Consider the following 26,492-nt stretch of genomic DNA (forward strand, 5'->3'; position numbering starts at 1 on the left):
GCGATGCATCTATATTGATGGAATCTGGCGAGGCGTTCCGGCGGGCCGCACGGCCGCCGCCGCACCGCCCGCCAGGCCCGAACGGAGGAGGTAGACCATGTCGATCGCCCTGGACCGCCGGACCCGTCTCGACTCGGACCTGCGCAAGGTGGGGCTGGAGGATTTTCTCGCGGGCGAGTTCCCTGATCTTGTCGCACGCCACGGCGCCCTGGTGGCGCGCGGAATCGAGGCGTTCGGCGCGCCGCCGCTCGCCATCGAGACTGGTGCCGGTTCCTGGTCGTTCGCCGCCGGCGGCGGGACGCTGACCGTCTCGCCCGGGGTCGCGCCCGGCGCGCTCGTGGTGACGCTCGACGGGGACGCGTTATCCGACTGGTTGCAGAACCAGCGATCGTTCAACGCGATGATCACCGCCCGCGAGTTGCGTTATCGCGACGGCGGCGAGTGGGACGTGTCCGTCTGGGACTCCCTGTGGCTCACGCTGCTGGAGGGCTGGCCGGTCGTGGACGACGGGATCGAGTTCCTGGACCGCAACGGGGCGCCGCTGGACCTCGGCCGCGTGCTCACCCCGGACGACGACCCGGCGGACGTCGCGCACTTCCTGCGCGAGACCGGTTTCCTGCATCTGCGCGGCTGGCTGGACCCGGCCGACATGCGGAAGGTCTCGGACGAGATCGACCGCGCGCTCCCGGACTACCGCGAGGGTGACGGCCGGTCCTGGTGGGCGACCGTGGCCGACGGAACCCGTCGCTGCGTCCGGCTCCAGGAGTTCGTCGACAGGTCGCCGACGACCGCGGCGATCCTGAGCGGTGACCGCTGGGACCAGCTGCGCCGCACGTTGGCCGGCGACGACGACCTCGTCCGCAAGACTGGCGGCCGTGGCCTGGAGGCGCTGATCAAGCCTCGCGACGTCGTGGCCGGCGCGTCGGACGTGAGCTTCCACCGGGACTGCCATTTCGGCCGGCACGCCTACCAGTGTTCCGGCACCGTCGTGGGTATCGCTGTCACCGCCAGCGGCGAGGCGAACGGGCAGCTACGCGTCGTCGCGGGCTCCCACCGGGTGCTGATGCCCGTGGAGATCGCCAAGTCCAGGCCCTACCTGCCCGTCGTCGCCGTCCCGACCGAACCGGGAGATGTCACCGTGCACCTGAGCTGCACGCTGCACGAGTCGACCCCGCCGCTCCTTGAGGAACGCCGCGTCATGTACACCGGCTTCTCGCTCGCGCCGCGGGAGCCGGCCGCCGGCGGCAGCCAGGCGCTCTCCGAACTGCGCGAACGGGTGTCCCGACTTCTTCTCGAACAGGGCTCCCGGCCATGACCGCGTCCCGCGAAAACGCCGATGGCACGTAACGACGCGGCGCGGCCTGCCGCGCTGCGCACCCTGTTCGCGCACGCTGGCGACGGAGCCTGGCTCCTCGTCGGCGGCTACGTGCTCATTCTCGTCGACGCCGTCGCGCAGAGCCTCACCCCCGCCGTGTTCCGGGTCGTCCTCAACCGCATCCAGCATGACCCGCACCAGTTCGTCCGCACCGGCTGGCAGGGACCGGCGCTGGGCGCGGTCGCCATCGCCGGGACCTTTCTCGTCGCGGCGTACCTCGCGCACACCTGGACCCGCCGTGGCGCGGCGCGGTGGGCCAACAACCTGCGGGGCGCCCTGTACGGGCATGTGCAGCGCCTGTCGATGGACTTCTTCCACCGCTCCCACGTCGGCGACATCGCCGCCCTGATCAACCAGGACACCGAGCGGCTGGAACTGGCGGTCTGGCAGGGTCTGACGCTGTGGTGGGCGGTGGCGCTGCTGCTCATCTCGGTGGGGCTCATCGCGTGGGTCGACCCGTGGATGGCGCTGCTCGCGGTCGGGCTGCTCGCCGTGGCCGTCGTGTGGACGCTGCTGGTCCTCCCACGGCTGCGCCGCCACACCCGCGACATCAGGGACGAACTCGGCCGGACCTCCGGGACGCTCGCCGAGATGCTGGGCGTGAACGCGCTCCTCAAGGCGTTCAACGCCGAGGACCACGCCCTGGGCCAGGTCCGCGACGGTACCGAGCGGATTCGCGCCGGCTCGGAGACCTTCGCGCGGCTCCAACATCGCTACGCCGACCCGCTCGGCTTCCACCTCTCGTTCGTCGCGCCCTTCCTGCTCCTGTTCGTCGGGGCCTGGCGGTCGGCGACCGGAACGCTGGAGATCGGCGACGTCGTCGCCATCTGGGGCTTCTGGATGCGCGGGTCGACCGCGCTGACGGCGGTCATGACGACCCTGCCGGAGGTACTGGCCGGCACGGCCGCCAGCGAGCGCACCGCGGAGCTGCTCGACGAACGGCCCGCCGTGGCCGACCGACCCCAGGCCCCCGCGCTGACGGTCACCCGAGGTGGCGTCGCCTTCGAGCGGGTCTCGTTCGCCTACCCGGGACGGGAGTCACGCCTGGTCCTCGACCAGTTCGACCTGACGATCGAGCCCGGCCAGACGACCGCGCTCGTCGGTCCGTCCGGGGCGGGGAAGTCCACCGTCGCCCAGCTGCTCCTTCGGTTCTTCGACCCGACCGGCGGCCGCGTGACGATCGACGGCCGCGATCTGCGCGAGGTCACCCAGGCCTCGGTGCGCGCCGCCATCGGTGTCGTGTTCCAGGACTCCGTGCTGGTCAGCGGCTCGCTGGCGCGCAACCTGCGACTGGCCAAGCCGGCGGCCAGCGACGAGGAGATCATGACGGCCCTGGAAGCGGCGAACGCCTGGGAGTTCGTCCGGACCTGGGACGACGGCATCGAGACCGAGCTCGGCGAACGCGGCGTGACCCTCTCCGGCGGCCAGCGCCAACGCCTCGCCATCGCCCGGGTCATGCTGAAGGACCCGGCCATCGTGGTCCTGGACGAGGCGACCAGCGCGCTCGACGCGTCCGGCGAGCGCCTGGTGCTCGGCGCCCTCGACCGGCTGCTCGCCGGCAGGACGTCCCTCGTCATCGCCCATCGCATCGCGACCGTCCGGAAGGCCGACCAGATCGTCGTCGTCGAACATGGCCGAGTCGACGACATCGGCACGCATTCCTCGCTGCTGCGCTCGTCGCCGACCTACCGCTCCTACTGCCGGGAGCAGGCCGTCGCGTAGGGCTTGGCGGGGGTGATCCTCGGCGGCGTTGTGGGTGACACGGCCGTGAGGGGTACCAGCGGTGACTCCCGCGCGGCCGTGCCCGCGCCTACCGTCGAACCATGACAGGCAACTCCAGTGATCACCGCGGTGAGGTGCGCGAGTTCCTGACCTCGCGTCGAGCGCGGCTGTCCCCGCGGCAGGCGGGGCTGGCCGCGTTCGGCGCCAACCGCCGGGTGCCCGGCCTGCGCCGGGAGGAGGTCGCGGCCCTCGCCGGTGTCAGCGTCGCCTACTACACCCGCCTGGAGCGCGGGAACCTCGTCGGGGTCTCCGAGTCCGTGCTCAACGCGGTGGCCGGCGCGCTGCGGCTCGACGACGCCGAGCGGGACCACCTGTTCGACCTGGCCCGTACCGCCAACCTGACCGCGTCCGCCCGGTCCGGGGCGAGCGCCACTCGGGCCCGGGTGCCGGCTGGGATCCAGCAGGTGCTCGACGCGATCACCGACGCGCCTGCGGACGTGCGCAACGGACGCCGTGACATTCTCGCGTCCAACCGGCTCGCCTACGCGCTGTACAGCGACGTCCACGCCGAGACGGTCCAGCCGCCGAACCTCGCGCGGTTCACGTTCCTCAACCCGAAGGCGCGGGACTTCTTCGTCGACTGGCCCAAGGCCGCCCATGACATCGTCGCGGGCCTGCGGATCGAGGCCGGCCGCCACCCCTACGACAAGCCGCTGTCGGACCTGGTCGGGGAGCTGTCCACCCGCAGCGAGGAGTTCCGCGTCCGGTGGGCGTCGCACAACGTGCGGCACCACACCTCGGGCACGAAGAAGCTGCGCCACCCGGTCGTCGGCGAGATCGAGCTCGCCTTCCAGGCGTTCGCGCTGCCGGGCGACGCCGGCCTGAACCTGTTCGTCTACACGGCCGCGCCGGACTCCCCGGCGCAGGAGGCACTGCGGTTCCTGGCCAGCTGGGCCGACGGCCACACCCCGGCGGGCGGAGTCTCGTCGCGCGACGACGACCCGGCTGGTGCGCCCTCGCGTGCCGCCAACGCCTGATCCCCGCGGCCGAGGCCGTCCGCGTCGCGCTTTTCTAGTGAAAGAAGGCTCGTCATGACTGTTCCGACGTTCACCCTCAACAACGGTGTCGAGATGCCCGCGCTCGGCTTCGGTGTCTTCCAGACCCCGCCAGCCGAGACCATCGCCGCGGTCCGGGCGGCGTTGGAGACCGGGTACCGGCACGTCGATACCGCCGCCGCCTACTTCAACGAACGGGAGGTCGGACAGGCCATCGCCGGCTCGGGCGTCGACCGGTCGGAGGTGTTCATCGAGACGAAGGTCTGGATCTCCGACTTCGGCTACGAGCAGACACTGCACGCGTTCGACAAGAGCGCCGCCAAGCTCGGCGTCGACGTCATCGACCTGTTCATCCTGCACCAGGCGCTGCCGTCGGCGTTCGAACGGACCATCGCCGCCTACCAGGCGTTGGAGAAGCTGTTGGCCGACGGGAAGGTCCGCGCCATCGGCGTCAGCAACTTCATGCCCGACCATCTCGACCGCCTGCTGGCGGCGACCGAGATCGTGCCGGCGGTCAACCAGGTCGAGATCCACCCGTACTTCACCCAGCCCGACGTCCAGGCCGCCGACGCCAAGCACGGCGTCCTCACCCAGGCGTGGTCGCCCCTCGGTGGCATCACCTTCTACCGGACCAAGGGCGGGCTCAGCAGCACGCTGGACGACCCGACCATCACCGCGATCGCCGCCGAGCACGGCAGGACCCCCGCACAGGTCATGCTGCGCTGGGGCCTGCAGCAGGGCCGGTCGGTGATTCCGAAGTCGGTCAAGCCCGCCCGCATCGCCGAGAACTTCGCCGTGTTCGACTTCGATCTCACCCCCGGCCAGCTCGACGCGCTCGACGAGCTGAACACCGGCGTGCGCGGCGGCCCAGCGCCCGAGGACATCACCCTCGAAGCATTCGGCCGCGCCATTCCCGAAGCCTGACGGGCAGCGCGCGATCTGGCGCTATTCGGGCGTCGGCGACGACTGAGGTGTGGCCGGGCCGCTGGCGTCGAGGAGCGGTTTCTCCCAGATCAGGAGGTAGCGCCAGAACAGAAGCCGTCGGACTCGCGCGCCGGGCAGGACGGCGGCGGCCTGGCGCGCGACCTCTCGCGTGGTCAGTGGCGGGTTCATGACGACGGGCATGCCCGTGCGGCTGTGATGTTCGTGCGCGAACAGGCTGGTGCCCCGCAGCAGCCTGTTCGCGAGAAAGACGACGCCGAGCGAGTGGTGCGCGATGGCCGCGACGAACTCGACGGGCCATTCGTGGCGCAGGTCCAGGCGGGGGAGGGCGACGGCGGCGAGGACCCCGCCGGGCCGCAGGGCGGCCGCGAGCACCGGAAGCGCTTCCGGCAGCGGCATGTGGTGCAGTGCGCTGATCGAGACGATCGCGTCGTAGTCCTTGGCTGGCAGCGGGTCGGTCAGCACGTCCGCGACCACGCAGTGGACGTTGTCGGGGGTGCTTAGCCTCGCCTGCTCGATCATCGGTGCGAAGCGGTCGACGGCGTCGACCTGCTCGCTGCGCTCGGCGAGCCGGGCTGCGAACCCTCCGGCGCCACAGCCGACGTCGAGCACCCGGCTGCAGGGCCGCGGCAGCTGGCGCAGCAGCAGCCGCTGGTAGTAGGCGTTGTGAGACCAGTTGTGAGACCAGCGCGGCACAGCCACACTATGCCGCCGCTCGGTCACCGCCCCGCGGGCGGCCCGGCTCTGACAACCCGCCCCCGGCGGCTCGATCGTCTTCTTCTTGGGCTGCTGGCCGCCGCGAGTGGCCCTGCGCCGGGTCCGGCGGTCCGTGCCGACCCCGCGACCTGGTCTTCTTGACCTCAACCTCGGTGGAGGTCCTAGCGTCACCGCGCGGGGTCAGGATCCTGCTGTCGGGCGTCGAAAACGCCCTTCGGCGCGTCGGAGGGAGGACTGCCGTGGTCGCGGAGCTCAGGGCCTATCCGCACGAGGCGCTGGCGGCGCAGCCGATCGGGTACTGGAGCGGTGAGACCTACCGAAGAGTCGTCGGAAGGATCCGCGCGGATCTGGCGACCGAGGGGCTCACCCAACCGCACTGGTGGATTCTCAATCACGTCGCCGGCGAGGCGGCGAGGTGGGACCGTGCGACCCTCACCCACCGGCTCGCGCCGTTCGACGATCTCGACATCGATTTCGACGGCGTAATCGATGATCTGCTCGACCGGGGCTGGATGACGCGGACCCAGGCCGAGACCTTCGTCCTCACGGAGGCAGGCGAGGCGGGGCGGACCCGGGCGGCGGACCGCGCTCACCGGGCGCAGGCGCAGCTCCACGACGGTATCGCCTCGCATGAGTACGTCGCCGCGCTCAACGTCCTGCGACGCATGATCGCCAACCTGGGTGGGGACGCAGACCTTCCTTGACGCGAGAAAGTGTGGTTTGCGGTGGCCTGCGGGGGAATACGCCTGGCGATTGTTGTTCTCGATCCTGAGCGAGGTCCGATGCAGACGCGTCCCCCGCCCGCCGCGTCACCTTGATCACGGTTTTGGCCCTGGGATGGTCGTGCCGATGGCGTTTTACGACCGCCCCAGGGCCAAAACGGCGATCATGACCGGCGCGGTGGCCGCGAGCCGTACCCGTTGCCCTGTCCCAGCGGCCGAATGGGCGCAGCCGTCGGGGCGGCGTGAGGTACCGCGTTCGTGGTAGTCGGGAATGCCTGCGGGGAGAGGACGACGCGGGGGGTTGGTCCGGAGAGCCTGGTGAGGCAGATCGGATCGGCCCCTCGGGCGCCGCCTGTCACCGCTGTCTCGCGCTCGGAGGAAGTTCCGTCGCCGGCTCGGGGACGAGTGGGGGTCCGGCGATGAGAGACGGAGCCCTCACGACGTGAGCTACGCGCAGGAAGAAGAGCTGTCAGGCAAGTCCCGACCGCCGACGTTCGCGGCGACCTCGCCTGAGAGCTCGGGGACGCCCGGGAGAATCGGCCGCCGACGCCCTTGGCGGCGGATTCTGGTGGCCTTCCTGGTTCTGCAGCTGGTGGGTCTCGCCGTGGTGGACCGGGTGGCGGCTCACCTCGCCGCGTCGCAGATGGTCAGCCAGGTCCAGAAGAGCCAGCAGCTGCCGACGAAGCCCGAGGCCTCCGTCGGCGGTTTCCCGTTCCTGACGCAGGTCGTGGCGGGGAACTACAAGGACATCGGGCTTCAGATTCATCGGGTCGCCGCCTCCGGCCTGTGTGTCGATGACATCGACCTGCATGTCCGTGGCGCGCACCTGCCGCTGCGCAAGCTGATCAGCAACGACGTGACGACGATGCCGATCGATCGGGTGGTCGGCACCGTAAAGCTGACCTACGCGGACCTGAACGCCTATCTCGCCGGCCAGCCGGGAGACGTCCGGCTGGCCGCGGCCAAGAACGGCATGCGGGTCTCGGCGCCGGTCGACGTGCCGATCGTCGGACAGGTCAAGGTGTTCGGCGACGTGCGGGCCACCGTCCTGGACAACCGGCTCACGATCGCGCCGACCGCGCTGGGAGTCGACGGCCTGGGTGCCCTGAGCATCCCCGCCGGCGCGGTGCGGACCCTGACGGTCGACGTGCCGCTGTCCGGGCTGCCGATGGACCTGCGGCTGACCGAGGCGAGAACGACCTCGGCCGGCGTCGAGGTCACCGCGGAGGCCGACCATCTCAACCTGGACACGACCAGGACCTCGACCACCCAGCTGCGCGGCTGCTGAACCGAGCGGCCGCGCCGCTCAGCCGGACGGGGTCGGCTGGTCGTGTTGGCCGTAGGCGTTCTGGTAGCGGTTGTAGAGCCGGTCGACCATGTCCGGGGGAATCGCCTTGGGGATGCCGAGCTGGTGGGCGTAATGGGCGCTGCGGGCGACGTCCTCGCACATGACGGCGGCCTTGACGGCGGAGCGGGCGTCGGGGCCGATGGTGAAGACACCGTGGTTGGCCATCAGCACGGCGGGGGAACGGTGGCCGTCGAGGGTGTCGACGATGCCGCGGCCGATGGAGTCGTCGCCGATGGCGGACAGCGGGCCGACGGGGATGGGCCCGCCGAACTCGTCGGCCATCGCGGACAGCACGCAGGGGATCGGCTCGTGGCGGGCGGCCCACGCGCAGGCGTAGGGGGAGTGGGTGTGCACGACGCCGCCGACGTCGGGACGGTGGCGGTAGACGTAGGCGTGCGCGGCGGTGTCGCTGGACGGGCTGAGCCCGCCATCGAGCACGGCGCCGTGCAGGTCGCAGACGACCATCGTCGCGGCGCTCAGCGCGGCGTAGTCGATGCCCGACGGCTTGATCACCATGACCTCCCGGCCGTCGGCGCCGCGGGCACGGGCCGAGACGTTGCCGGAGGTCCAGGCGACCAGGCCGTTGTCGACGAGGGACAGGTGCAGCTCGACGAGCCGCTCGCGGGCTTCGGCGACGCCGGGCCAGTGGGGCTGGGCGCTCATCGCGGGTCTCCCGTCAGGGTGGTCGGTTCCCGGCGGCCGGCCGTACCGGGAGAAGGCGAGCCCGGCGCGGGCTCACGGCTGGCCGCGTCGCGCATCCCGCGCAGCCGGCGCATGACCCCGGCGGACGCGGTCCCCGGGCCGCCGAAGTAGTCGTGCAGAGTGCGGTAGTCGGCGTAGAGGCGGGTGTAGGCGGCGTGCCGGGCGGGGTCAGGCCGGTAGGCGTCGCGGTGCACCCGGCCCATGACGGCCGCGGCGGCCGGGACGTCGGGGTAGGCGCCGGCGGCGACAGCCGCGTGGATGGCGGAGCCGAGCGCCGGGGCCTGGCCGGTCGCCGCGATGTGGATGGGGTAGCCGAGCACGTCGGCGTAGAGCTGCATGAGGGTGGTGTTCTGGGTCAGTCCGCCGGCGGCGTAGAACTCCTCCACGGGGACGCCGGCGTCGTGGAAGGCGTCGAGGATGCGGCGGGTGCCGAAGGCGGTGGCCTCCAGCAGCGCCCGGTAGACGTGCTCGGGACGGGACGCCAGGGTCAGGCCGACGATCACGCCGGACAGCGTGTGGTCGACGAGGATCGACCGGTTGCCGTTCATCCAGTCCAGCGCGAGCAGGCCGTGGGCGCCGACCGGGTAGTCGGCGGTGAGCGCCGTCAGGTGCTGGTGCAGGGAGATCCCCGCGGCCTGGGCCGCTTCGCGGTAGGAGTCGGGGACGTGGTGCTCGGTCCACCAGGCGAACAGGTCGCCGACGCCGGACTGGCCGGCCTCGTAGCCGTAGCGGCCGGCGATGATGCCGCCGTCGACGACGCCGCACATCCCGGGCACCTCGGCCAGGGTGTCAGCGGACATGACGTGGCAGGTGGACGTGCCCATCACCGCGAGCAGGTGGCCGGGTTCGGTGACCCCGACCGCTGGGGCGCTGACGTGGGCGTCCACGTTGCCGGCCGCCACGACGCCGCCGGCGGGCAGGCCCGTCCACCGGGCGGCGCGGTCGGTCAGGCGTCCGGCGGGCGCGCCGAGCGGGAGCAACTCGGTGGACAGGCGGGTCTCCGCATAGTCGGCGAACGCCGGGTTGAGCGCCGCGAAGAAGCCGGGGCTCGGGTAGGCGCCGTCCTGGAGGATCCCCTTGTAGCCGGCGGTGCAGGCGTTGCGGGTCTCGACGCCGGTGAGCTGCCAGACGATCCAGTCGGCGGCCTCGATCCAGCGCTCGGTGGCCGCGTAGACCTCCGGGTCCTCCTCGAGGACCTGCAGGGCCTTGGCGACCTGCCACTCGCTGGAGATCTTCCCGCCGTAGCGGGTGATCCAGGGCTCGCGGCGGGCGTGGGCGAGGGCGTTGATCCTGTCCGCGTGCGGCTGGGCGGCGTGGTGTTTCCACAGCTTGGGCCAGGCGTGCGGCCGGTCGCCGTAGCCGGGCAGCTCGCACAGCGGCGTGCCGTCCGCGGTCGTCGGGAGCACCGTGCAGGCGGTGAAGTCGGTACCGATCCCGATGATCTGGGCGGGGTCGACGCCCGCGTCGCGCACGGCGGCGGGGACGGCGGTGGCGAGGACGGCGATCCAGTCGCGCGGGTTCTGCAACGCCCAGTCGGGCGGCAGCGTCCGCCCGCCCGGCAGCCGGGTGTCGATCACGCCGTCGGGGTAGGCGTGCACGGCGGTCGCCAGCTCCTGACCGTCGCGGACCCGGATCACGCTGGCGCGGCCGGACAGGGTGCCGAAGTCGATGCCGACGACGCACGCGTCGGCCGCGGCGGGCCCGGCGGTGGTGGTCATGAGGCTCCTCGTCCAGGGTCGTGCGGTCGTCCAGGGTCGTGCGGGGGTTGGCCTACCGGTGGCGGTCGAGCCGGAAGTGCAGGTCGTTCAGCCGCAGGTCGCCGACGAAGGAACGGACCGTGGTGTCCGCGTCGATGAGCGCGAGCTCGGTGCCGGTCATGCCGGCGAACATCTCCACCATGTCGACGTCCACGGCGGTGCTCAGGACGGTGTGGTGCGGGCCGCCGGCCGTCAGCCAGCACTCGGCGGACGTCGCCAGGGTCGGCCGAGGCGTCCAGACCGCGCAGGCCACCGGAAGCCTGGGCAGCTCGTGGTCTGGCTCCACGACGTCGATGGCGTTGGCGATCATCCGGAACCGGTCGCCCAGGTCACACAGGCCGACGACGACGCCCGGCCCCGGCGCGGCGGTGAAGCGCAGCCGGACCGGGTCCTCGCGGCCGCCGATGCTCAGCGGGTGGATCTCAGCCTTGGGACGGGCGGCGGAGATGGTCGGGCAGACCTCCAGCATGTGGGCGCCGAGGATGCGTTGCGGTCCGGGGCCCAGGTGGTAGGTGTAGTCCTCCATGAACGACGTGCCGCCGGGCAGGCCGGCGCCCATCGTCTTGACGGCCCGCAGCAGCAGGGCGGTCTTCCAATCGCCCTCGCCGCCGAAGCCGTAGCCGTCCGCCATCAGCCGCTGCACCGCGAGACCCGGGAGCTGGCGCAACCCACCGAGGTCCTCGAAGTTGGTCGTGAACGCCCGGTAGCCACCGTCGGTGAGGAAGTGGCGCAGCCCGGCCTCGACCCGGGCCGCGTAGCGCAGCGCAGCGTGGCGCGGGCCGCCGGCGCGTAGCTCGGGGGCGACGTCGTACAGCTCGTCGTAGACCTCGACCAGCGCGTCGATCGCCGCGTCGCCGACCGCGTCCACCACCGCGACCAGGTCGTTGACCGAGTACGTGTTCACGGCGACGCCGAACCGGATCTCCGCCGCGACCTTGTCGCCCTCGGTCACGGCCACACCGCGCATGTTGTCGCCGAACCGGACCAGGCGCATGCCGCGCAGGTCGGCCCTGGCGATCGCGACCCGGGCCCAGGCCCCGACGCGGTGGCGGGTGTGGGCGTCGTCCACATGCCCGACGACGGTCACCCTGGGCAGGCGCAGCCGGGTCTGGATGTAGCCGAACTCGCGGTCGCCGTGGGCGGCCTGGTTCAGGTTCATGAAGTCCATGTCGAGGCTGTCCCAGGGAAGCGCCTGGTTCGCCTGGGTGTGCAGGTGCAGCAGCGGCTTGTCCAGCGCCTCCAGCCCGCGGATCCACATTTTCGCCGGGGAGAACGTGTGCATCCAGGCGATCACCCCGACGCACGACGGGTCCGCGTTGGCCCGCTGGCAGGCGTCGGCGATGGCGTCAGCGTCGGTCAGGACCGGCTGCCAGACGACCTGCGCCGGGATCGTGGTGTCGCCGTCCAGTCCGGCGGCGATGTGGCGCGACTGCGCGGCGACCTGGTCGAGCGTCTCGGGCCCGTACAGGTGCTGGCTTCCGGTGAGGAACCAGACGGTGGCGCCGGACAACGTGGGCAGCGCCGGGGAAAGCGCGGGCAACGACATACAGCCTCGTCCCAGGGGAAATGCCGGCACCGGCACACGGAATGAGCAGTTCACGCCGACGGATGGATGGCCGGGCGGGAACCGGACAGTCAGGATGTTAGCGCTAACATTTCGGGCGTCAAGGGGCCGCCGGCGAGCGGATCGGGACGGCGATCTACTGGTCGCCGGGGCGGCGCGCCGCTGCGGCGCGCGGCCTCGCGCCGGCCACGCGGCGCGGTGGGGCGACGCTCTCGCGCTCCACCAGGCAGGGCGGGATCGGCGCGAGACGCGGCAGCCCGTCCGCCGGCGGGCTGTCCATCTGGGCCCGTAGCAGGCGCACGGCCTGGGCGGCGACGGCCTCGAAGTCCGGGCGGACGGTCGTCAGCGCCGGGCTGACGTAGCCCGCCTCCGGGATGTCGTCGAACCCCACGACGCTCACGTCGCGGGGCACCGACCGCCCGGCCTCGCGCAGCGCCTTCATGATCCCCAGTGCCAGATGATCGTTGGCGGCGAAGACCGCGCGCGCCCGCGGCATCCCCGCGAGCAGCTGCCCCGCCTCGTACCCGGAGTCCAGTGACCAGTTCGCGGTGATGACCGGCGGTACCTCGGCGCCGGCATCGAGCAGTGCCTGTCGCCAGCCGGCCACCCGCTCGGCGCTGTCGAACCAGTCCGCTGGCCCGGACACGTGCCAGACCGTCTCATGCCCGGCTGCCAGCAGGCACTGCGTCGCCAGCCGGGCGCCGAGCCGCTGGTCGACGGTCACCAACCGCCGCGGGCGAGCCGGGTCACCGTCGATGACCACCAGCGGCAGGTCGTCCGGAACGTCGTCCAGCGCCTCGTTCGCCGACCTGACCGGCGCGATCACCACGATCCCGGCCACTCGCTGCTCCAGCAGCCGGGTGACCGCGTCGACGATCGACGACCGGTCGAGCACCGGCACACTGGCCACGCCGACGGCGAAACCGTCCGCGCTCACCGCCCGCTCGACGGCGGTGAGCACCGCCGTCGGCCCGTACAGCGCCGTGTTCTGCGCGACGATCCCGACGACGTGCGAGCGGCCGGTGACCAGCGCCCGGGCGGCCCGGTTCGGCCGGTACCCGAGCTGCTCCATCGCCGCGCGCACCCGCAGCCGCGTCTGCTCCTTGACGTTCGGGTGGTCGTTCAGCACCCGCGAGACCGTCTGGTGTGACACGCCGGCCAGCCGGGCGACATCGGTCATCCCCGGCGGTCGCCGCGCCGCCGGGCGATCCCGAGCCTCGCCCTCGGTCTCGACCTCTGTTGAGCCCTCGGGCGGGCCCTCGGCCAGTCCTGACATGTTAGCGATCACTTTAGCAGCCAGGGATCGGGCCGGCTGGTCTCCGTCAGTCCACCAGGACCGGCCTCACTTCGCGTACTGGCTGGCCGGGTGGGGGAGGCCGAGATGGTGGCGCAGGGTGTTTCCGGTGTATTCGGAACGGAAGAGCCCGCGACGGCGCAGTTCGGGGGTGACGTGCTCGACGAAGGATTCCAGCCCGGACGGGAAGACGTCGAAGTTGAGGTTGAAGCCGTCGGCGGCCCGGCTGCGGAACCAGTGCTCGATGCTGTCGACGATCTGTTCCGGAGAGCCGACCACCTGGCGGTGGCCACCGCCGTTGCTGAGCAGGAGCTCGCGAACGGTGTAGCCGCGGTCGCGGGCGAGGTTCACGGTGGCCTCGAAGAAGCCCCGGGAACCGGCGAACTGGCCCACGTCGGCGAGCAGGTCGTAGGGAAGCTCGCGGTCAAGGTGGACATCGGCGGAGTCGAGGCCGAGCTGCGCGGCCAGCCGGGGCAGCTCCAGGTCATACGGGAACAGCGCGTCCAGCTCGGCCTTGCGGGCGAACGCCTCCGCCTCGGTCGAACCGATGATCGGGAACAGCCCGGGAAGAATCACCAGCTGAGCCGGCTCGCGCCCGAAAATCCGGGCGCGGCGCTTCATGTCCGCATAGAAGTCGACCGCTTCCCGATGGGTGGTCTGCGCGGTGAACACCACGTCGGCGATCCGGGCCGCGAAGCGTTTCCCGGTCTCGGACGAGCCTGCCTGCACCAGCACCGGGCGGCCCTGCGGCGAGCGGGGCACGTTGAGTGGGCCGCGAACGGAGAAATGCTCTCCCTCGTGGTGGATCGGGCGCAGCCGGGCCGCGTCGGCGAACACGTCGGATTCCTGGTCGGCGACGATCGCGTCGTCGTCCCAGCTGTCCCAGAGCTTGGTCAGGACGTCGACGAACTCCTCCGCCCGGCCGTACCGGGCCTCGTGGTCCGGCACCTCGTGGACGCCGAAGTTCGCGGCGGCCCGCGGCGAGAAAGAGGTGACGACGTTGAGCGCGGCGCGGCCCCGGCTGATGTGGTCCAGCGACGAGAACCGGCGGGCCAGGTTGAACGGGTCGTTGAACGTCGTCGACGCGGTGCCGATGAGGCCGACGTGCTCGGTGGTCCGGGCGAGCGCGGCGAGAAGGACCGTCGGCTCCAGCGCCTGCCAGGGCTTCTCGGCCGGTTCGGAGATCAGTGCGACGCCGTCGGAGAGGAAGACGGCGTCGAACGTGCCGCGCTCGGCCAGCCGGGCTATCTCCGTGAAGTAGTCGATGTCGAGGAACGACCGGGGATCGTCCTGGAACCGCCAGGCGCCCGGGTGCTTGCCGGCGTCGAGGATGTTGACGTTGAGGTGCAGCTCGCGGTCGTCGGAGGTCATCACCGGCTCGTTTCGTCGGTCGGGGAGTCGGGCCCGGTGCTGACACCGATCTCGGTCAGCAGCGTCCGGCGCAGGTCCTCGAAGGCGCCGCCGCCGCGGGTGCGCGGACGGGGGATGTCGACGGGTAGGTCGAGGCTCTTGTGGCCCGCCTTGAGCACCGCGACGCGGTCGGCGAGCAGGATCGCCTCGTCGATGTCGTGCGTGACGAGCAGGACCGATGGGTTGTGCCGGGTGCAGAGCTGGGCGACCAGGCTGTGCATCCGGATCCTCGTCAGCGCGTCGAGGGCGGCGAACGGCTCGTCGAGCAGCAGCAGCTTGGGTTCCCGCACGAGCGCCCTGGCCAGCGCGACCCGCTGGGCCTCGCCGCCGGACAGGGTGCGCGGCCAGTCGTCGGCGTGGTCGGCCAGGCCCACCTCGGCCAGGGCGTCGTTCGCGGCGGAGCGCGACGCGAGCGCCTTGGGCCGGCCGAGGACGACGTTCTTCCAGACCGGCATCGAGGGAATGAGGCGGGGCTCCTGGAAGACCACCGAGCAGGCAGCCGGGACGTGGATGGTGCCGTCGTCGACCGTCTCCAGCTCGCAGAGGATCTTCAGTAGCGTGCTCTTGCCGCTGCCGGAGGCGCCGAGCAGGGCGACGAACTCGCCAGGGGCGATGTCGAGGTCGAAATCTGTGAGAACCCGCTTGTCACCGAACGACTTCGCCGCGCCCCGGATATGGACCGAATGGGTGGTCGACGGCGCTTCCACTGTCGTCGTCACGCGCTCACCACCGTGGCTCGCCATGGCAGCAGCACTCTCTCCAGGATCCGCACGAAAAGGTCGATGAAAAGCCCGAGCACCGTGTAGACGAGGAGCAGGGCGAGAATGATGTCGTTGCGGAAGGCGTCCTGCGCGTTCCCGACCAGGTAGCCGAGACCGGAGTCGGCGTTGATCTGCTCGGCCGCGATGAGGGCGAGAATGGAGACGCCCATCGAGTACCGGAGCCCGACGAGTATTCCGGGCATCGCGTTCGGAATGATGATGCGCCGGGTCAGCGCGAAGCCGCGGACACCGAAGACGCGGGCCGCCTCGATCAGCTTCGGGTCGATCGCCCGGACGGCGGCATAGGTGTTCAGGTAGATCGGGAACGTGCAGGCGAACGCGATCAGCACGGTCTTCGCCGTCTCGCCGATGCCGAACCACACGACGACGAGCGGCGTGATGGCCAGGAACGGGATCATCCGGACCATTTGCATCGTGGCGTCGAGCAGCTCCTCGCCGAGCCGGCTGAGGCCCGTGATTAGCCCGAACACGAGCCCGACGGCGAGCCCGACGGCCAGGCCGACCCCGGCGCGGCGCAGGGAGATCGACAGCGCGTCCTGCAACTGGTGGGTGGAGATCAGGTGGCCGAGCGCGTCGACGACGGTCGGCGGCGAGTCGAGGATGCGCGCGGGAATCAGGCCCGTCTCGGAGCCGGCCGCCCAGGCCGCCAGGACGGCGATCGGGACCGCGAGCCGCAGCGCGCGGCGCAGGCCGCGCAGGCGCGAGCCGCCCTTGCGGTCGCCCGCGGCCGGCGCGGACCGGCTGAGGTCGCGGCTGCCGCCGGCAGGGGCCGGCGGGGCGGTGGCCGGTGGGGAGTTGGCCGGTGGGGCGGTGGCGGGCGGGCGCAGGGGCGGCGACAACTGTTCGGGTTCGACTGCCGGGCTCGCCGGCGCGGGCGCGGGATTGACCGCGATGGGATGCGAGGGCATCGCTTACCTCTGCCTGTGAACGGACGGGAAAGGCGAGTGCCCGGCGAGAGGCCGCCCGTCCGTGGGCGGACGGCCTCTCGCCGGGATGGGTCAGCTGGTTGGCTGCGGCACGCCGTTCGCCGCGTTCCCGGCTGAGATGACCGCGTTGAACGACTGGTCATACTGGGCGCTGACGTCGACCTTCGTCTTGATGACGCCGCCTTCGACGAGCAGGTCAGCGAGGGCCTGCTCCTTGGCGATGATCTCCGGCGTGGTCGGGGTCAGGTAGCTGCCGATGGCCTTGGCCTCTTCCAGCGAGTACTTCGCCGGCACGTTCCCGACCGTCTCCGACAGCTTGGCGAGGGCCGGCAGGTTCTTCGGGTACCAGGCGTAGAACTTCGTGAGGCGGGTGAGCACGTCGGAGAACGCGGCCCGCTTCGCCGGGTCCTTCAGGGCCTTCGTGCTGGCCACGAACGCGTTGAGCCCAGGCAGGCCGATGTCGTCCTGCGTGGCGATGACCCGGGCGGTTCCCTCCGCGATGAAGGGGACGGCGACGGACGTCGAGGTGCTCAGGACGTCGGTGGCGCCGGCCGCGAAGGTGCTGCCCTGCGTCGCGGCCTGGATGACGATCGGCGTCACGTCGTCGGGCGTCAGACCGGCCTTCTTGAGGTCCAGCAGGTACTGGGCCTGGATGTTGCCGCCGTTGTTGTAGGCGTACCGCTTGCCCTTGATGTCGGCGAGGCTGGTGATGCCGGACTTCGTCGTCGCGATGGTCTCGTAGATCGGGTAGGTGGTGGCCAGGACGCCGATCGTCTTGGCCGGCGCGTTCTCGGCGGTCCACGGCGTCGAACCGTTCGCGTTGGCCAGGGTGACCGAGACGTCACCGAAGTTCACGCCCGCGTCGATCGCGTTCGCCAACAGGGCGGTCATCATCGGGGCCGGACCGGCGAACGTCGACCACGAGACCTTGTACGGCGTGTCGTCGAAGATTCCCGAGGCCTTGATCTGGGCCGACTCGCTGGCGGTGATCTGACCCAGCCGCAGGGTCACCTTGCTCAGGTCGGGAGTCGCCACCGCGGCCGTGCCCGACTTGGCCGGGGTCGCGGCGGAGCCCCCCGAGCTGGAGCAGGCCGCCGCGGTGAGCCCGAGGCTGAGGGCGACGAGGATAACGACACCCCGTCTGTTGCGGGCGAGCCTGCTGGTGAAGCCCTTCACGATGTTTCCCTTTCGAGTTGCTAAATGCTGTGGGAGAGATTCTTCGTACGTTCCGCCGGGTCAGGGCCGGTAGGGGCGCTGCCTCGCAGCTGCACGCGGTGGACGATGCGCACCGCGTCGGGGTCGAAATCGTCGGCGCGCCGGTGCCAGATAGCCCGGTTGTCCCAGAAACCGACGCCACCGTTCTTCCAGCGGTACTGGATGATGTTGTCGATATCGAGGGTGTGGTCGTAGAGCAGCTCAAGCAGAGCCGCGTTTTCCCGTGGAGAAAGGCCCTTGATCGCGCGGGTGAATCCCGGGTTGACGAAAAGGCCCTTGCGGCCGGTCTCGGGGTGGACGGCGACCACGGGATGCTCGACGAAGCCGCCGTCGACCCGCTCGTCCTCCCACACGCCGGTGGCGCTGATCCCGCCGCCGGCGCGGCTCGGCCGGCCGAAGGAGTGGATCGCGACGAGGCCGTCGAGCAGCGCGCGGATCGACGGGCTCAGCGTGTCGTAGGCGGCCTGAGCCGAGGCGAACAGCGTCGCGCCGCCCACCGGGGGGAGCTTGACGATGTTGAAGACCGAGCCAGCCGGCGGCGTCGCCTGGAAGGTGATGTCGACGTGCCAGCCGTGGTGCCGGCCGACCTTGACGTACTCCTCCCGGAACTCGCGGCTGTCGAAGGCGACGACCTCCCGGTGGTCCTCGTCCACGGGGGCGAGGATCGCGCTCGGCGCCGTGAGCTCGCCGAACCGGCGGGCGAAGGCGACCTGCTGGTCGATGGTGAGGTGCTGCTCGGGAAAGAAGACGACCTGGTGGTCGAGCCACGCCTGGCGCAGCGCGGCCACGGTCTCGGCATCCAGTGGTCCGCTGAGGTCCACCCCGGTGATCTCGGCGCCGAACGCCGCGTTCAGGGGGCGGATCTCAAGGTTCTGAGCGGTGGTCACGGTCACGGCAGTGCTCCTTACCGGTCTCGTGGATGAGGGCTGTAGATGACGGCTAGAGAAAGGTCCTGAACGGGACGGTGTCGTCCTCGCGCAGCTCGGCGACGAGGCCGATCTCCCAGGCCAGGTAGCGTCGGAAACCCTCCTTCTGGCGCTCGGGGTCGGATTCGAACCAGCCGTGGCGAATCGCGTCCTCGGCGGGAGCCACGAAATGCCCGTCGCCGGCCTCTACCGGGAATCCGGCCGCTGCCCAGGCCGCGGTTCCGCCGGCCAGGACCGTGACCGGCCGGTCGGTGACGGCGGCGAGCTCGGGCGCCGCCAGGCGGGCGACGACGCCGTCCGGGGAGGTCAGCACGACGGCGCCGTCGCCGGACAGCGCCGCCGCCGCGTCGGCCAGGCGGGCGCGCGGGGCGAACACGGCGCCCGGCAGGTGACCCGCCAGGTACCCGGTGCTCGGCGCCAGGTCCACGACCAGGGGAGCCGTGGCCGAACCGAGGGCGTCGCGCAGCGAACCCGCGTCGACCAGGTCGACCTCGCCGAGCCCGAGCACGACCGGCGCGACCGGGCCGGTCTCCAGCTCCTCGCCGGAGTCCGTGCTGGTGACGAACACCTCGCCCCAGCCGATCTGGGTGACCCAGGAGGCCGCGACGGTGGCGCGCACCAGGTCCGGCCCGTCGACCAGCACGATGCGGGCGTTGTGCGTGCCGACGTGCCGGAAGACCCACGGCGCGAGATCCCAGCTCGGCGCCGGCAGCGAGCCCGGCAGGTGGCCGGCCTCGAACTCCTCGCGCGGCCGGACGTCGAGCAGGTACACCGAGCGTTCTTCACCCTCGGACTGGAACCGGCGCAGCGTCGGGCCGTCGATGGTCGGGATGCCGAAGCGCTCGGCGACGTGGCGGGCCCGGGTCCGCGCGACGTCGACGTTCGCCGGCCGCGGGGGCGGCGCGGCCGAGACCTTGCCGTGGTCGAGGGTGTGCCCTTCGAGGATCCAGGACTGGGTGCCGCCCTCCAGCGCGACGACCCGGTTGGGCAGCCCGGCGTTGATGAGCGTCTGGGCGCCGATGATGCTGCGGGTGCGCCCGGCGCAGTTGACGACGACCAGCGCGTCCGGCGAGGCGACGACCTCGTCGACGCGGTAGACGAGCTCGGCGCCCGGGATGGACGTGCCGCCCGGCAGGCTGTGGACCCGGAACTCCTCCAGCGGCCGGCTGTCGAGGATGACGACGTCGCGGCCCTCGGCCTGCGCCGCCAGCAGCTCGGCGACCGTGACGTGCGGGGTCTTGTAGACGTCCTCGACGAACTCGCCGAACGCCTGCCCGACCACGTGGTCGCCGCCGGTGTGCACCTTGTAGCCCGCGTCGGCCCAGGCGTGCAGCCCGCCGTCGAGCGGCCGTACGTCGGAGTAGCCCAGCTCGGCGAGGCGCCGCGCGGCCCGCGCCGCCAGGCCCTCGTCGCCGCTGTCGTACACGACGACCGGCGTCGAGCGGCGGGGGACCAGGGCGTCGATCCTGGTCTCCAGGACGCCGAGTGGAGCGGCGACCCCGAGCAGGATGGAGCCGCGCTCCGAGGTGACGCGGGCGTCCCGGACGTCGAGCAGGGCGAACTCGCTGCTTGCGCCCAGCAGGGTGTGGAGGTCTTCCGCCGAAATGGCCGAGCCCGTCATTTGCACTTCTCCTGGTGGAAAGAGATCTGGCTAGAAGTAGGCGCCGTTGGGCAGCGGTGTTCCGCTGATCAGATGGGCGCCGATCCGCTGCGCCTTGTAGCTGCGCGGATTGTGCGAGGCGAGCGTGCGAATGTTGCGCCAGTGCCGGTCGAAATGCCCGCCGCGGCGGGCGGCCGTGGCACCACCAGCGTCGAAGAGGGCCGTCGCGGCGCGTTGTGCCAGTTCGTCGATCACGACCTTCGCTTTCGCGGCCTTCAGCGCGGCGGCGGCGTCCAGGTCGGGATTTCCGTCACCGGCCAGAATGGCCGCCACGGAGGCGTCCAACGTGTCCGCGGCATCGAGCACGAGAGCCTCGGCCGCATAGGCCGCGCTGGCGATATAACCGACCGTCTCCTGCAGGATCGGGTCGTCGACGGGCCGCTCAGCCGGCGCGTGATAAAAGGTTCGCACCCGGTCCCGGACGAGGGCCGCCGCGTCCTGCGCGACCTGGCGCAGAATTCCCGCGATGACCGTCGTGAGCCACAGCTGCGGAAACGTCGCCGGATACGCCGAGCCCTTGTCCGACCAGGCGTCCTGGCCGGACAGGAAGTCCTCCGGATGCAGACGCACACCGGCGAACCGGGTGGTGCCGCTCCCGGTGAGCCGTTGGCCGATCCCGTCCCAGTCGTCCTCGTGGATCACCCCGTCGCGGTCGGCCGGGACGACCACCTGCGTATTGGCGCCGTCGGCCGTACCGGCGGAGACCACGATGAAGTCCGCGTACAGGTTCCCCGTGCTGTAGACCTTCGTGCCGTCCAGCCGGAAGCCGTCGGCGTCGGGCGTTACGACCGTGGAATGGGCCTGCTCCCGCTGGCCGATGTTGGGCGTGCCCGGCTCGGACGACGAGGCCCCGAACAGAGCGCCGCCGAGCACCTTGGCCAGCAGTGGGTCCTCGGCGCCGGCCGCGGCGCGCAGCCGGCCCTCGGTGATCAGGAAGTGGTTGCGCAGGCTCTGCGCGATGTTCGGGTCGGCCGCGCCCAGGTCGAGCACGGTCTCGAACAGCTCACGGATCGAGGCCCCGCCGCCGCCCCACGCGGCCGGCAGCCGCAACGCGCCCAGGCGCGCCTGGCGGATCAGGGCGAACTGCTCCCAGGGCGGCCGGGCGTCGTGCTCGCGGTCGGGTTCCCCGGCCGCGAGCCGCGTGAGGAGGCTGCGCAGCTCGGCGGACCGCGGCGCCACCGGAGCGGCGACCGCACCGGGCGCGTCGAACGTTTCCAAGGTCGTCATCTGCCTGCTCCGGGCGTCGCCGTGGGGGAGGTGGATCGGGGGGTCATCGGCTCGCCGGCTCAGTAGTAGACGGAGCCGACGAGGCCGCCGCCGGCCGCGATCGCGTCGCCGGTGATGCTCACGCTGCGGGGCGAGGCCAGGAACGCGACGACGTCGGCGACCTCGTGGGCCTCGACGATCCGGCCGATCGACGTGTTGACCGCCCGCCGGATGCTGTCCGGGCTCGCGTCCGCGCCGGCGCCGGCCGCGTCGGCGAGCAGCGCCGCGTTGGTCTCGGTGCGGGTCGCCCCGGGGTGGACGACCGTCACGTTCACCCCGTGCGGGCCGAGCTCGTCGGCGAGGTTCTTGGTCAGCGCGGCGACGCTGACGTTGCGGATGGTGCGCACGATCGAGTGCGTCTGCCGGGCGCCCAGGCCGCTGATGTTGATGATCCGGCCCCAGCCCTGCGCGGTCAGGAGCGGCGCGACGGCCCGGCTGGTCCGCAGGTAGCCGACGACCTTGATGTTCACGTCGGCCCAGAACGCCTCGTCGGTGGTCTCGGCCAGCGGCGGGAACGGGTAGCCCGCGGTCTGGTTCGAGGCGTTGTTGACCAGGATGTCGACGCCGCCGAGCCGTTGCACGGTCTCGTCGACGAGGCGGCGGACCGACTCGTCGTCGCCGGTGTCGGTCGCCACGGCGAACACCTTGCGGCCGTGGCGTTCGGCCACCTGCTCGGCGGCGCGTTCCAGCTTGTCGGCCGAGCGCGCGGCCAGCACGAGGTCGACGCCTTCCGCCGCCAGGGCGTGCGCGATCGCCAGTCCGATGCCCTGGCTCGCGCCGGTCACGATGGCGCGTTTGTCGGTCAGTCCGAGGTCCATGGCGTTCTCTTTCTGGGCAGCGTGAACCGCACGCGGGTAACAGCCGTCACCGCATGACGGAATGACAGGAAAAGGTCGCCGGAACCGCGGAGACCGTTGGCGAAAGGACCGCGTTCCGGGGAATCCCGCGCGTCGAAGGGCGCGGCGGTGCGCAGGTTCTGGGCGCTCCAGCCAGCTACCGATGACCGAGAAAATCGGGCCCGGAAGCAGTCAGAGGGGCCGGGCCTGCGGGGCCCGCCGAAAACGTGAGCTAAATGCTACGGACAGACTGCGCCACTGTTGCGCATGAGATCGACATGGCGTCGTCTGGTCAGAAGAAGGACGCGACCGGATGGCCGCGGCGCTCCGGTATGAGCGCGGCGGCGGTCCTGCGACGTCAAGTCGCGGTCGACGGTCACAATGGCCTCCTTCTGAGATCCACGCTACCTGCTGTGCGAGCGCCGGTAAAGACCTAATTCCCGCGATGCGGCAAAAACCACTGATCGAGTGGACTTACGGCGTGGCCGGGCTCGCGAGGCCTGCCGGCCGGCCGGGGACGAGGGAGCGCGGCAGGCTGAGCGCGCCCGCCGCCGCCGCGAGTTCGAGGCCGAGCCGCGCCATGGCGTCCAGCGGGAGCGACCGGGTCGTGCCGACCACGCCGAGGGCCGCGACCACCCGCCCGTCCTCGCCCCGGACCGGGACGGCGACGCCCCGCTGGTCCGCCTGGTACTCAAGGTCTTCCAACGCGTAGGCCCTGGCGACGGTGCGGTCCAGCTCCGCCGCGAGATCCTCGGCCGAGTCGATCGTCGCGTCCGTGAACCGTGACAGGGAGCCGGACGCCCCGCGCGCGGTCCCGTCCGCCACCCGTCCGCCGTCGGGTGCCGCGTAGGCGAGCAGCACCTTCCCGAGCGCGGTCGCGTGCAGCGGCAGGCGCGGCAGCCCCCGCGGGTCAGGCAGGCCGGAACCGTCGCCGGCCGCGCCCAGGACGGCCGCGACCTCGCCGTCGACCCGAACGGCCAGTGTGACCGGGAGCCCGGTCCGCACGCCCAGGCTTTCGACCACCTCGCGGGTGCTGGCGACGTCCCCGCCGTCCAGCACGGACCGGGCCAGCCGCAGCAGGGACGGACCGGGCAGGTAGCGCTCCGACTGAGGCTCGCGCCAGAGCAGCCCAGCCTGGGTGAGCGTCCGCAGCAGGCGATACGCCGTGCTGGTCGTCAGCCCGGTGGCTGAGGCGAGCTCCGTCAGGGTCCTGTCCCGCTGGCCGTCGGCGAAGCAGTCGAGCAGGCTCGCCGCCCGCAGCACGGACTGGACGGTGTTCGGATCGGTGCGGGCCACCCGACCAGTATCGAGATCGGGAGAGGCCGTCACCAACGGTCGTCCACCGGTTCGGCTGGGCGCACGTCGTAGACCCCCACCCGGTGCAGGATGCGCGGGCCCGGCGCGTCGGTCGCCCGCATCAGCGTCGACCTCATGTCGACCAGCACGACCGTCCCCGGCTCCGCCGGATAGGAGGCCTCGTGCTGCGGGCTGGTCAGGTGGTCGACCAGGCGGTCCAGCAGCCGCCGGCCCTGCGCCGCGGGCACGCCGACGAGGGCCTGCGTGCTCCAGGGGTCGATGAACAGGCCGAGCCGGCCCGTCTCCGGGTGAACGCGTACGACCGGGTGCTCGACCGGATCGACCCGGGTGATCGTGCGCCCGTTCCAGCGGCCAGGACCGAACGCGCGAAGGTACTCGTCCAGGGCTGGGGCGTGGTGCACCCCGCGTACCCCGCGCAACCGGGCCTTGAGGTCCGGGTCGAGGGCGTCGTAGGCGGACTCCCGGGACAGCCACCGCAGCGTGGTCCCGCCGGGCGGGGCGACCCGCAGGTAGAGCACCAGCACCGCGGCCGGCTCCGGCATGTACTGCATGACGCTGTGCCAGGCGTCGAGGCTGCCGTCCCACCTGCGGCTGTCGATGACCTTGATCTGTGGATACGCCCGGTTGAGACCCGGGATGACCGCGCTCGACGGCGTCACCCGGCCGAACCTGGCGGCCAGCGCGATGTGCTGGTCCGGGTCGAGGATCTGGTCCGGGACGGCCACGACGCCGTGGCGAAGCAGGAGCCCGCGCAGCGACGAGGTGTCCTCGGCGGTGGCACTGGCGAGATCGAGGCCGCGCACCTCGACCCCGAACCTGTCCGACAGCGGTCTCGACGAGGGCGCGACACCGAGTGCCGAGGCTGGGGGACGGCCGACCGGAGCCCGCACGAGCTTTCCGAGGCTGTGTATCTGGTTGAGCATGCCGAGCCCTCTTCACGTTCGGGACGGGTCGAGAGTGGGTCCGTGACGGATGCCCGAATGGGTCCGGCGCCCACGACACGCCGTCGCGCAGGGCGGCGGTGAGGTGGCGGTATCGCGTCGTCGCGCGTGGCTGGACGTCCTGCGTCGCAGCCTCAGGATCTGAGCGGAGGCGGTCCGGCTGGCTCCCGGAGCCGGCCGGCTGTCGCGGTTGGTCAGCGACAGAGGCGGCTGGCGACCCGCATCAGGTCGACGGCGCGTCGGCTGGTCAGCGGGACCGCCACCAGCGCAGATCCCGCGCCGAGCGGCGCGAGGCCACGGCGGAGGACTGGGGACGGCGGCATGGTGGGCAGCGTACTCCTACTTTTCCCATAGATGTAGTGGGTAACGCTGCTGGGCTCACGGCCTGACCTCGGCCGGCGGAAGGCCCATACCGGCAGCCGTGAATTCCAGCAGGCGATCGGCCTGCTCGGGCGATCCGTGCTCCCGTAGCCACGCGGCCGCGTTCATCAGCGCGAAGACGTCGCGACCCGCGACGTCGGCGCGGATGCGGCCGGCCGCGCGGGCCTGCTCCACCAGGCGCTCGCCGATGGCGTCCATCCGCACGCAGCTGGCGTGCAGCTCCGACGCCTCGTCGCCGACGCCGTCGACGAGCACGCTGGCCAGGCCCTGGTAGGCGGCGGCGTGCTCGACGACCATCCGCATCCACGCCGTGAGCGCCTCGCCCGCGTCGCGCGGGGTTCCAGGGAGCGCTGGCGCGGCGAGCAGCTCGGCGCCGCGGGTGAACAGCTCCTCGTTGCGGTCGCGCAGCAGCGCCCCGAGCAGCGCGCGGCGGTTCGGGAAGTGGCTGTAGAGCGTGCCGATCGCGACGCCGGCCCGCCGGGCGATGTGTTCGAGCGGCGCGTCGACCCCGCGTTCCCGGAACTCGGCGTCGGCCGCGGCGAGCAGCAGCTCGGCGTTGCGCCGGGCATCGGCGCGTGGCGCGCGCCGCCGGGTCGGCGGGCCGCCGGTCATCGCGGACCGCCCCGCGTCTTGTTAAGTCGAGGCACCCTCAATATCCTTTCTCGAGGCACCCTCAGATTACCGAAGCGGAGAGCGCGACATGATCCTCATTACCGGCGCGACGGGGTCCATCGGCACGAGGCTGGTGCGGCGCCTGCAGGAGCTCGACGTGCCGTTCCGGGCGATGGCGCGCGACGAGGCGAAGGGCCGGGAGCTCGGCTGCGACGTCGTGACCGGCGACTTCGACGACCCGGACTCGGTCGCGGCGGCGCTGGTCGGGGTGGACCGCCTGTTCCTCAACGGCGCCGGCGCGGTCCCCACCGCCGGCCCGCGGCAGCCGATGGTCGCCCAGCAGATCACCGCGATCGACCTGGCGGTCGCGGCCGGCGTTCAGGCGATCGTCAAGGTGTCGGTCTGGGGCGCGCGCCAGGGCGCCAAGCTCGCCGCCGGCGCGCACTGGGAGATCGAGCAGCACCTGGCGGCGGCGCCGGTCGCGTCGGCGGTGCTGCAACCGGGCGGGTTCATGCAGAACTTCCTGACCGGCGCCGGCGCGTTCAGCGAGAACGGCGACCTGCTCGGCATCGCCGGCGGCGCCCGGGTGTCGTACATCGACTGCTACGACATCGCCGCGTGCGCTGCCGTGCTGCTGACCGGCGCCCAGCCCGCTCGCGGAACCTTCGTGCTGACGGGTCCCGAGGCACTGACCCAGGCGGAGATCGCCGCCAGGCTGTCGGCCGCGTTCGGCCGGCCGGTCGGGTCGCTGGAGCTGCCACCGCACGAGATGACGGCCCGGCTCGTCGCGCAGGGCGTTCCCGCGTCGTTCGCCGCCGACGTGGCCGAGCTGTGGGACGAGATCGCCGACGGGAGCCTGGCCGCGGTCACCCCGACGGTGCGCGAGCTGACCGGCGCCGACCCGCGGACCTTCGAGCGGTTCCTGGCGGACCTCGACCTCGGCGCCGACCTTGGCGTGCACTGAGACCTTGGCGTGCACTGAGACCTTGGCGTGCACTGAGCCGGGCTCGCCCAGGCGCGGG

At 71.8% G+C, this 26,492-nt stretch carries 24 protein-coding genes; 7 read left to right on the forward strand and 17 right to left on the reverse strand.

All coding sequences use genetic code 11. The annotated features are described in order from the left end of the window. Positions 1-97: 97 nt before the first annotated feature. The 4 genes from I6A60_RS17205 to I6A60_RS17220 all read left to right on the forward strand — a co-directional run bounded on the left by I6A60_RS17205 (position 98) and on the right by I6A60_RS17220 (position 5,076). Positions 98-1,315 (forward strand): phytanoyl-CoA dioxygenase family protein, encoded by a 1,218-nt coding sequence (locus I6A60_RS17205; RefSeq protein ID WP_203023482.1) that lies wholly within the window; start codon positions 98-100, stop codon positions 1,313-1,315. 21 nt (positions 1,316-1,336) lie between these two features. Further along, positions 1,337-3,097: an ABC transporter ATP-binding protein gene (locus I6A60_RS17210; protein ID WP_203023483.1), complete on the forward strand. Its 1,761-nt coding sequence runs from the start codon at positions 1,337-1,339 to the stop codon at positions 3,095-3,097. Between the two features lie 101 nt (positions 3,098-3,198). After that, positions 3,199-4,134, forward strand: a complete 936-nt coding sequence (locus tag I6A60_RS17215; protein ID WP_203023484.1) for a helix-turn-helix transcriptional regulator — start codon at positions 3,199-3,201, stop codon at positions 4,132-4,134. A 54-nt stretch (positions 4,135-4,188) separates the two neighbouring features. Then, positions 4,189-5,076 (forward strand): aldo/keto reductase, encoded by an 888-nt coding sequence (locus tag I6A60_RS17220; RefSeq protein WP_203023485.1) that lies wholly within the window; start codon positions 4,189-4,191, stop codon positions 5,074-5,076. 21 nt (positions 5,077-5,097) lie between these two features. Here I6A60_RS17220 and I6A60_RS17225 read toward each other — a convergent pair whose 3' ends face one another. Continuing rightward, a complete protein-coding gene (locus tag I6A60_RS17225; protein ID WP_307873733.1) occupies positions 5,098-5,790 on the reverse strand; it encodes a class I SAM-dependent methyltransferase in 693 nt (230 codons plus the stop codon). 260 nt (positions 5,791-6,050) lie between these two features. Between I6A60_RS17225 and I6A60_RS17230 the strand changes: the two genes are divergently transcribed. Next, a complete protein-coding gene (locus I6A60_RS17230; protein ID WP_203023487.1) occupies positions 6,051-6,515 on the forward strand; it encodes a MarR family winged helix-turn-helix transcriptional regulator in 465 nt (154 codons plus the stop codon). A 586-nt stretch (positions 6,516-7,101) separates the two neighbouring features. Beyond that, complete coding sequence (locus tag I6A60_RS17235) at positions 7,102-7,821, forward strand: DUF2993 domain-containing protein (protein WP_203023494.1); 720 nt, start codon at positions 7,102-7,104, stop codon at positions 7,819-7,821. A gap of 18 nt (positions 7,822-7,839) precedes the next feature. Here I6A60_RS17235 and I6A60_RS17240 read toward each other — a convergent pair whose 3' ends face one another. From I6A60_RS17240 to I6A60_RS17310, 16 genes are all read right to left on the reverse strand, one after another. Continuing rightward, positions 7,840-8,544 (reverse strand): L-ribulose-5-phosphate 4-epimerase, encoded by a 705-nt coding sequence (locus tag I6A60_RS17240; RefSeq protein WP_203023488.1) that lies wholly within the window; start codon positions 8,542-8,544, stop codon positions 7,840-7,842. Further along, complete coding sequence (araB, locus tag I6A60_RS17245; RefSeq protein ID WP_203023489.1) at positions 8,541-10,301, reverse strand: ribulokinase; 1,761 nt, start codon at positions 10,299-10,301, stop codon at positions 8,541-8,543. The genes I6A60_RS17240 and araB overlap by 4 nt, the downstream gene beginning before the upstream one ends. A gap of 52 nt (positions 10,302-10,353) precedes the next feature. After that, on the reverse strand, positions 10,354-11,886 hold the full coding sequence (araA, locus tag I6A60_RS17250; RefSeq protein WP_203023490.1) for an L-arabinose isomerase: 1,533 nt from the start codon (positions 11,884-11,886) through the stop codon (positions 10,354-10,356). 154 nt (positions 11,887-12,040) lie between these two features. Further along, on the reverse strand, positions 12,041-13,084 hold the full coding sequence (locus tag I6A60_RS17255; RefSeq protein WP_203023495.1) for a LacI family DNA-binding transcriptional regulator: 1,044 nt from the start codon (positions 13,082-13,084) through the stop codon (positions 12,041-12,043). 162 nt (positions 13,085-13,246) lie between these two features. Next, positions 13,247-14,569 (reverse strand): LLM class flavin-dependent oxidoreductase, encoded by a 1,323-nt coding sequence (locus tag I6A60_RS17260; protein ID WP_203023491.1) that lies wholly within the window; start codon positions 14,567-14,569, stop codon positions 13,247-13,249. Beyond that, positions 14,569-15,351, reverse strand: coding sequence for an ABC transporter ATP-binding protein (locus I6A60_RS17265; RefSeq protein ID WP_203023492.1), 783 nt, complete (start codon positions 15,349-15,351; stop codon positions 14,569-14,571). The genes I6A60_RS17260 and I6A60_RS17265 overlap by 1 nt, the downstream gene beginning before the upstream one ends. Continuing rightward, positions 15,324-16,298, reverse strand: a complete 975-nt coding sequence (locus I6A60_RS17270; protein ID WP_203023493.1) for an ABC transporter permease — start codon at positions 16,296-16,298, stop codon at positions 15,324-15,326. The genes I6A60_RS17265 and I6A60_RS17270 overlap by 28 nt, the downstream gene beginning before the upstream one ends. Positions 16,299-16,388: 90 nt before the next feature. After that, positions 16,389-17,492 (reverse strand): ABC transporter substrate-binding protein, encoded by a 1,104-nt coding sequence (locus I6A60_RS17275; protein ID WP_203021605.1) that lies wholly within the window; start codon positions 17,490-17,492, stop codon positions 16,389-16,391. A 20-nt stretch (positions 17,493-17,512) separates the two neighbouring features. Further along, a complete protein-coding gene (locus I6A60_RS17280; RefSeq protein ID WP_203021604.1) occupies positions 17,513-18,424 on the reverse strand; it encodes a TauD/TfdA family dioxygenase in 912 nt (303 codons plus the stop codon). Between the two features lie 46 nt (positions 18,425-18,470). Then, positions 18,471-20,078 (reverse strand): rhodanese-like domain-containing protein, encoded by a 1,608-nt coding sequence (locus I6A60_RS17285; RefSeq protein ID WP_203021603.1) that lies wholly within the window; start codon positions 20,076-20,078, stop codon positions 18,471-18,473. 30 nt (positions 20,079-20,108) lie between these two features. Further along, complete coding sequence (locus tag I6A60_RS17290; RefSeq protein WP_203042351.1) at positions 20,109-21,344, reverse strand: acyl-CoA dehydrogenase family protein; 1,236 nt, start codon at positions 21,342-21,344, stop codon at positions 20,109-20,111. Positions 21,345-21,403: 59 nt separating this feature from the next. Beyond that, positions 21,404-22,201 carry an SDR family NAD(P)-dependent oxidoreductase gene (locus tag I6A60_RS17295; RefSeq protein WP_203021601.1) on the reverse strand — a complete coding sequence of 266 codons (798 nt, stop codon included), beginning with the start codon at positions 22,199-22,201 and terminating at the stop codon, positions 21,404-21,406. A gap of 257 nt (positions 22,202-22,458) precedes the next feature. Continuing rightward, a complete protein-coding gene (locus tag I6A60_RS44050; protein ID WP_374113381.1) occupies positions 22,459-22,599 on the reverse strand; it encodes a putative leader peptide in 141 nt (46 codons plus the stop codon). Positions 22,600-22,693: 94 nt separating this feature from the next. Then, positions 22,694-23,515: an IclR family transcriptional regulator gene (locus I6A60_RS17300; RefSeq protein WP_203021600.1), complete on the reverse strand. Its 822-nt coding sequence runs from the start codon at positions 23,513-23,515 to the stop codon at positions 22,694-22,696. A gap of 29 nt (positions 23,516-23,544) precedes the next feature. Continuing rightward, entirely contained in the window at positions 23,545-24,459 is a 915-nt protein-coding gene (locus I6A60_RS17305; RefSeq protein ID WP_203021599.1) for a TauD/TfdA family dioxygenase, read from the reverse strand. A 396-nt stretch (positions 24,460-24,855) separates the two neighbouring features. Continuing rightward, positions 24,856-25,470, reverse strand: coding sequence for a TetR/AcrR family transcriptional regulator (locus I6A60_RS17310; protein ID WP_203021598.1), 615 nt, complete (start codon positions 25,468-25,470; stop codon positions 24,856-24,858). A gap of 88 nt (positions 25,471-25,558) precedes the next feature. Between I6A60_RS17310 and I6A60_RS17315 the strand changes: the two genes are divergently transcribed. Next, positions 25,559-26,434: an NmrA family NAD(P)-binding protein gene (locus I6A60_RS17315; RefSeq protein WP_203021597.1), complete on the forward strand. Its 876-nt coding sequence runs from the start codon at positions 25,559-25,561 to the stop codon at positions 26,432-26,434. The last annotated feature ends 58 nt before the right edge of the window (positions 26,435-26,492 follow it).

Source organism: Frankia sp. AgB1.9, assembly GCF_016786355.1.
Classification (GTDB): domain Bacteria; phylum Actinomycetota; class Actinomycetes; order Frankiales; family Frankiaceae; genus Pseudofrankia.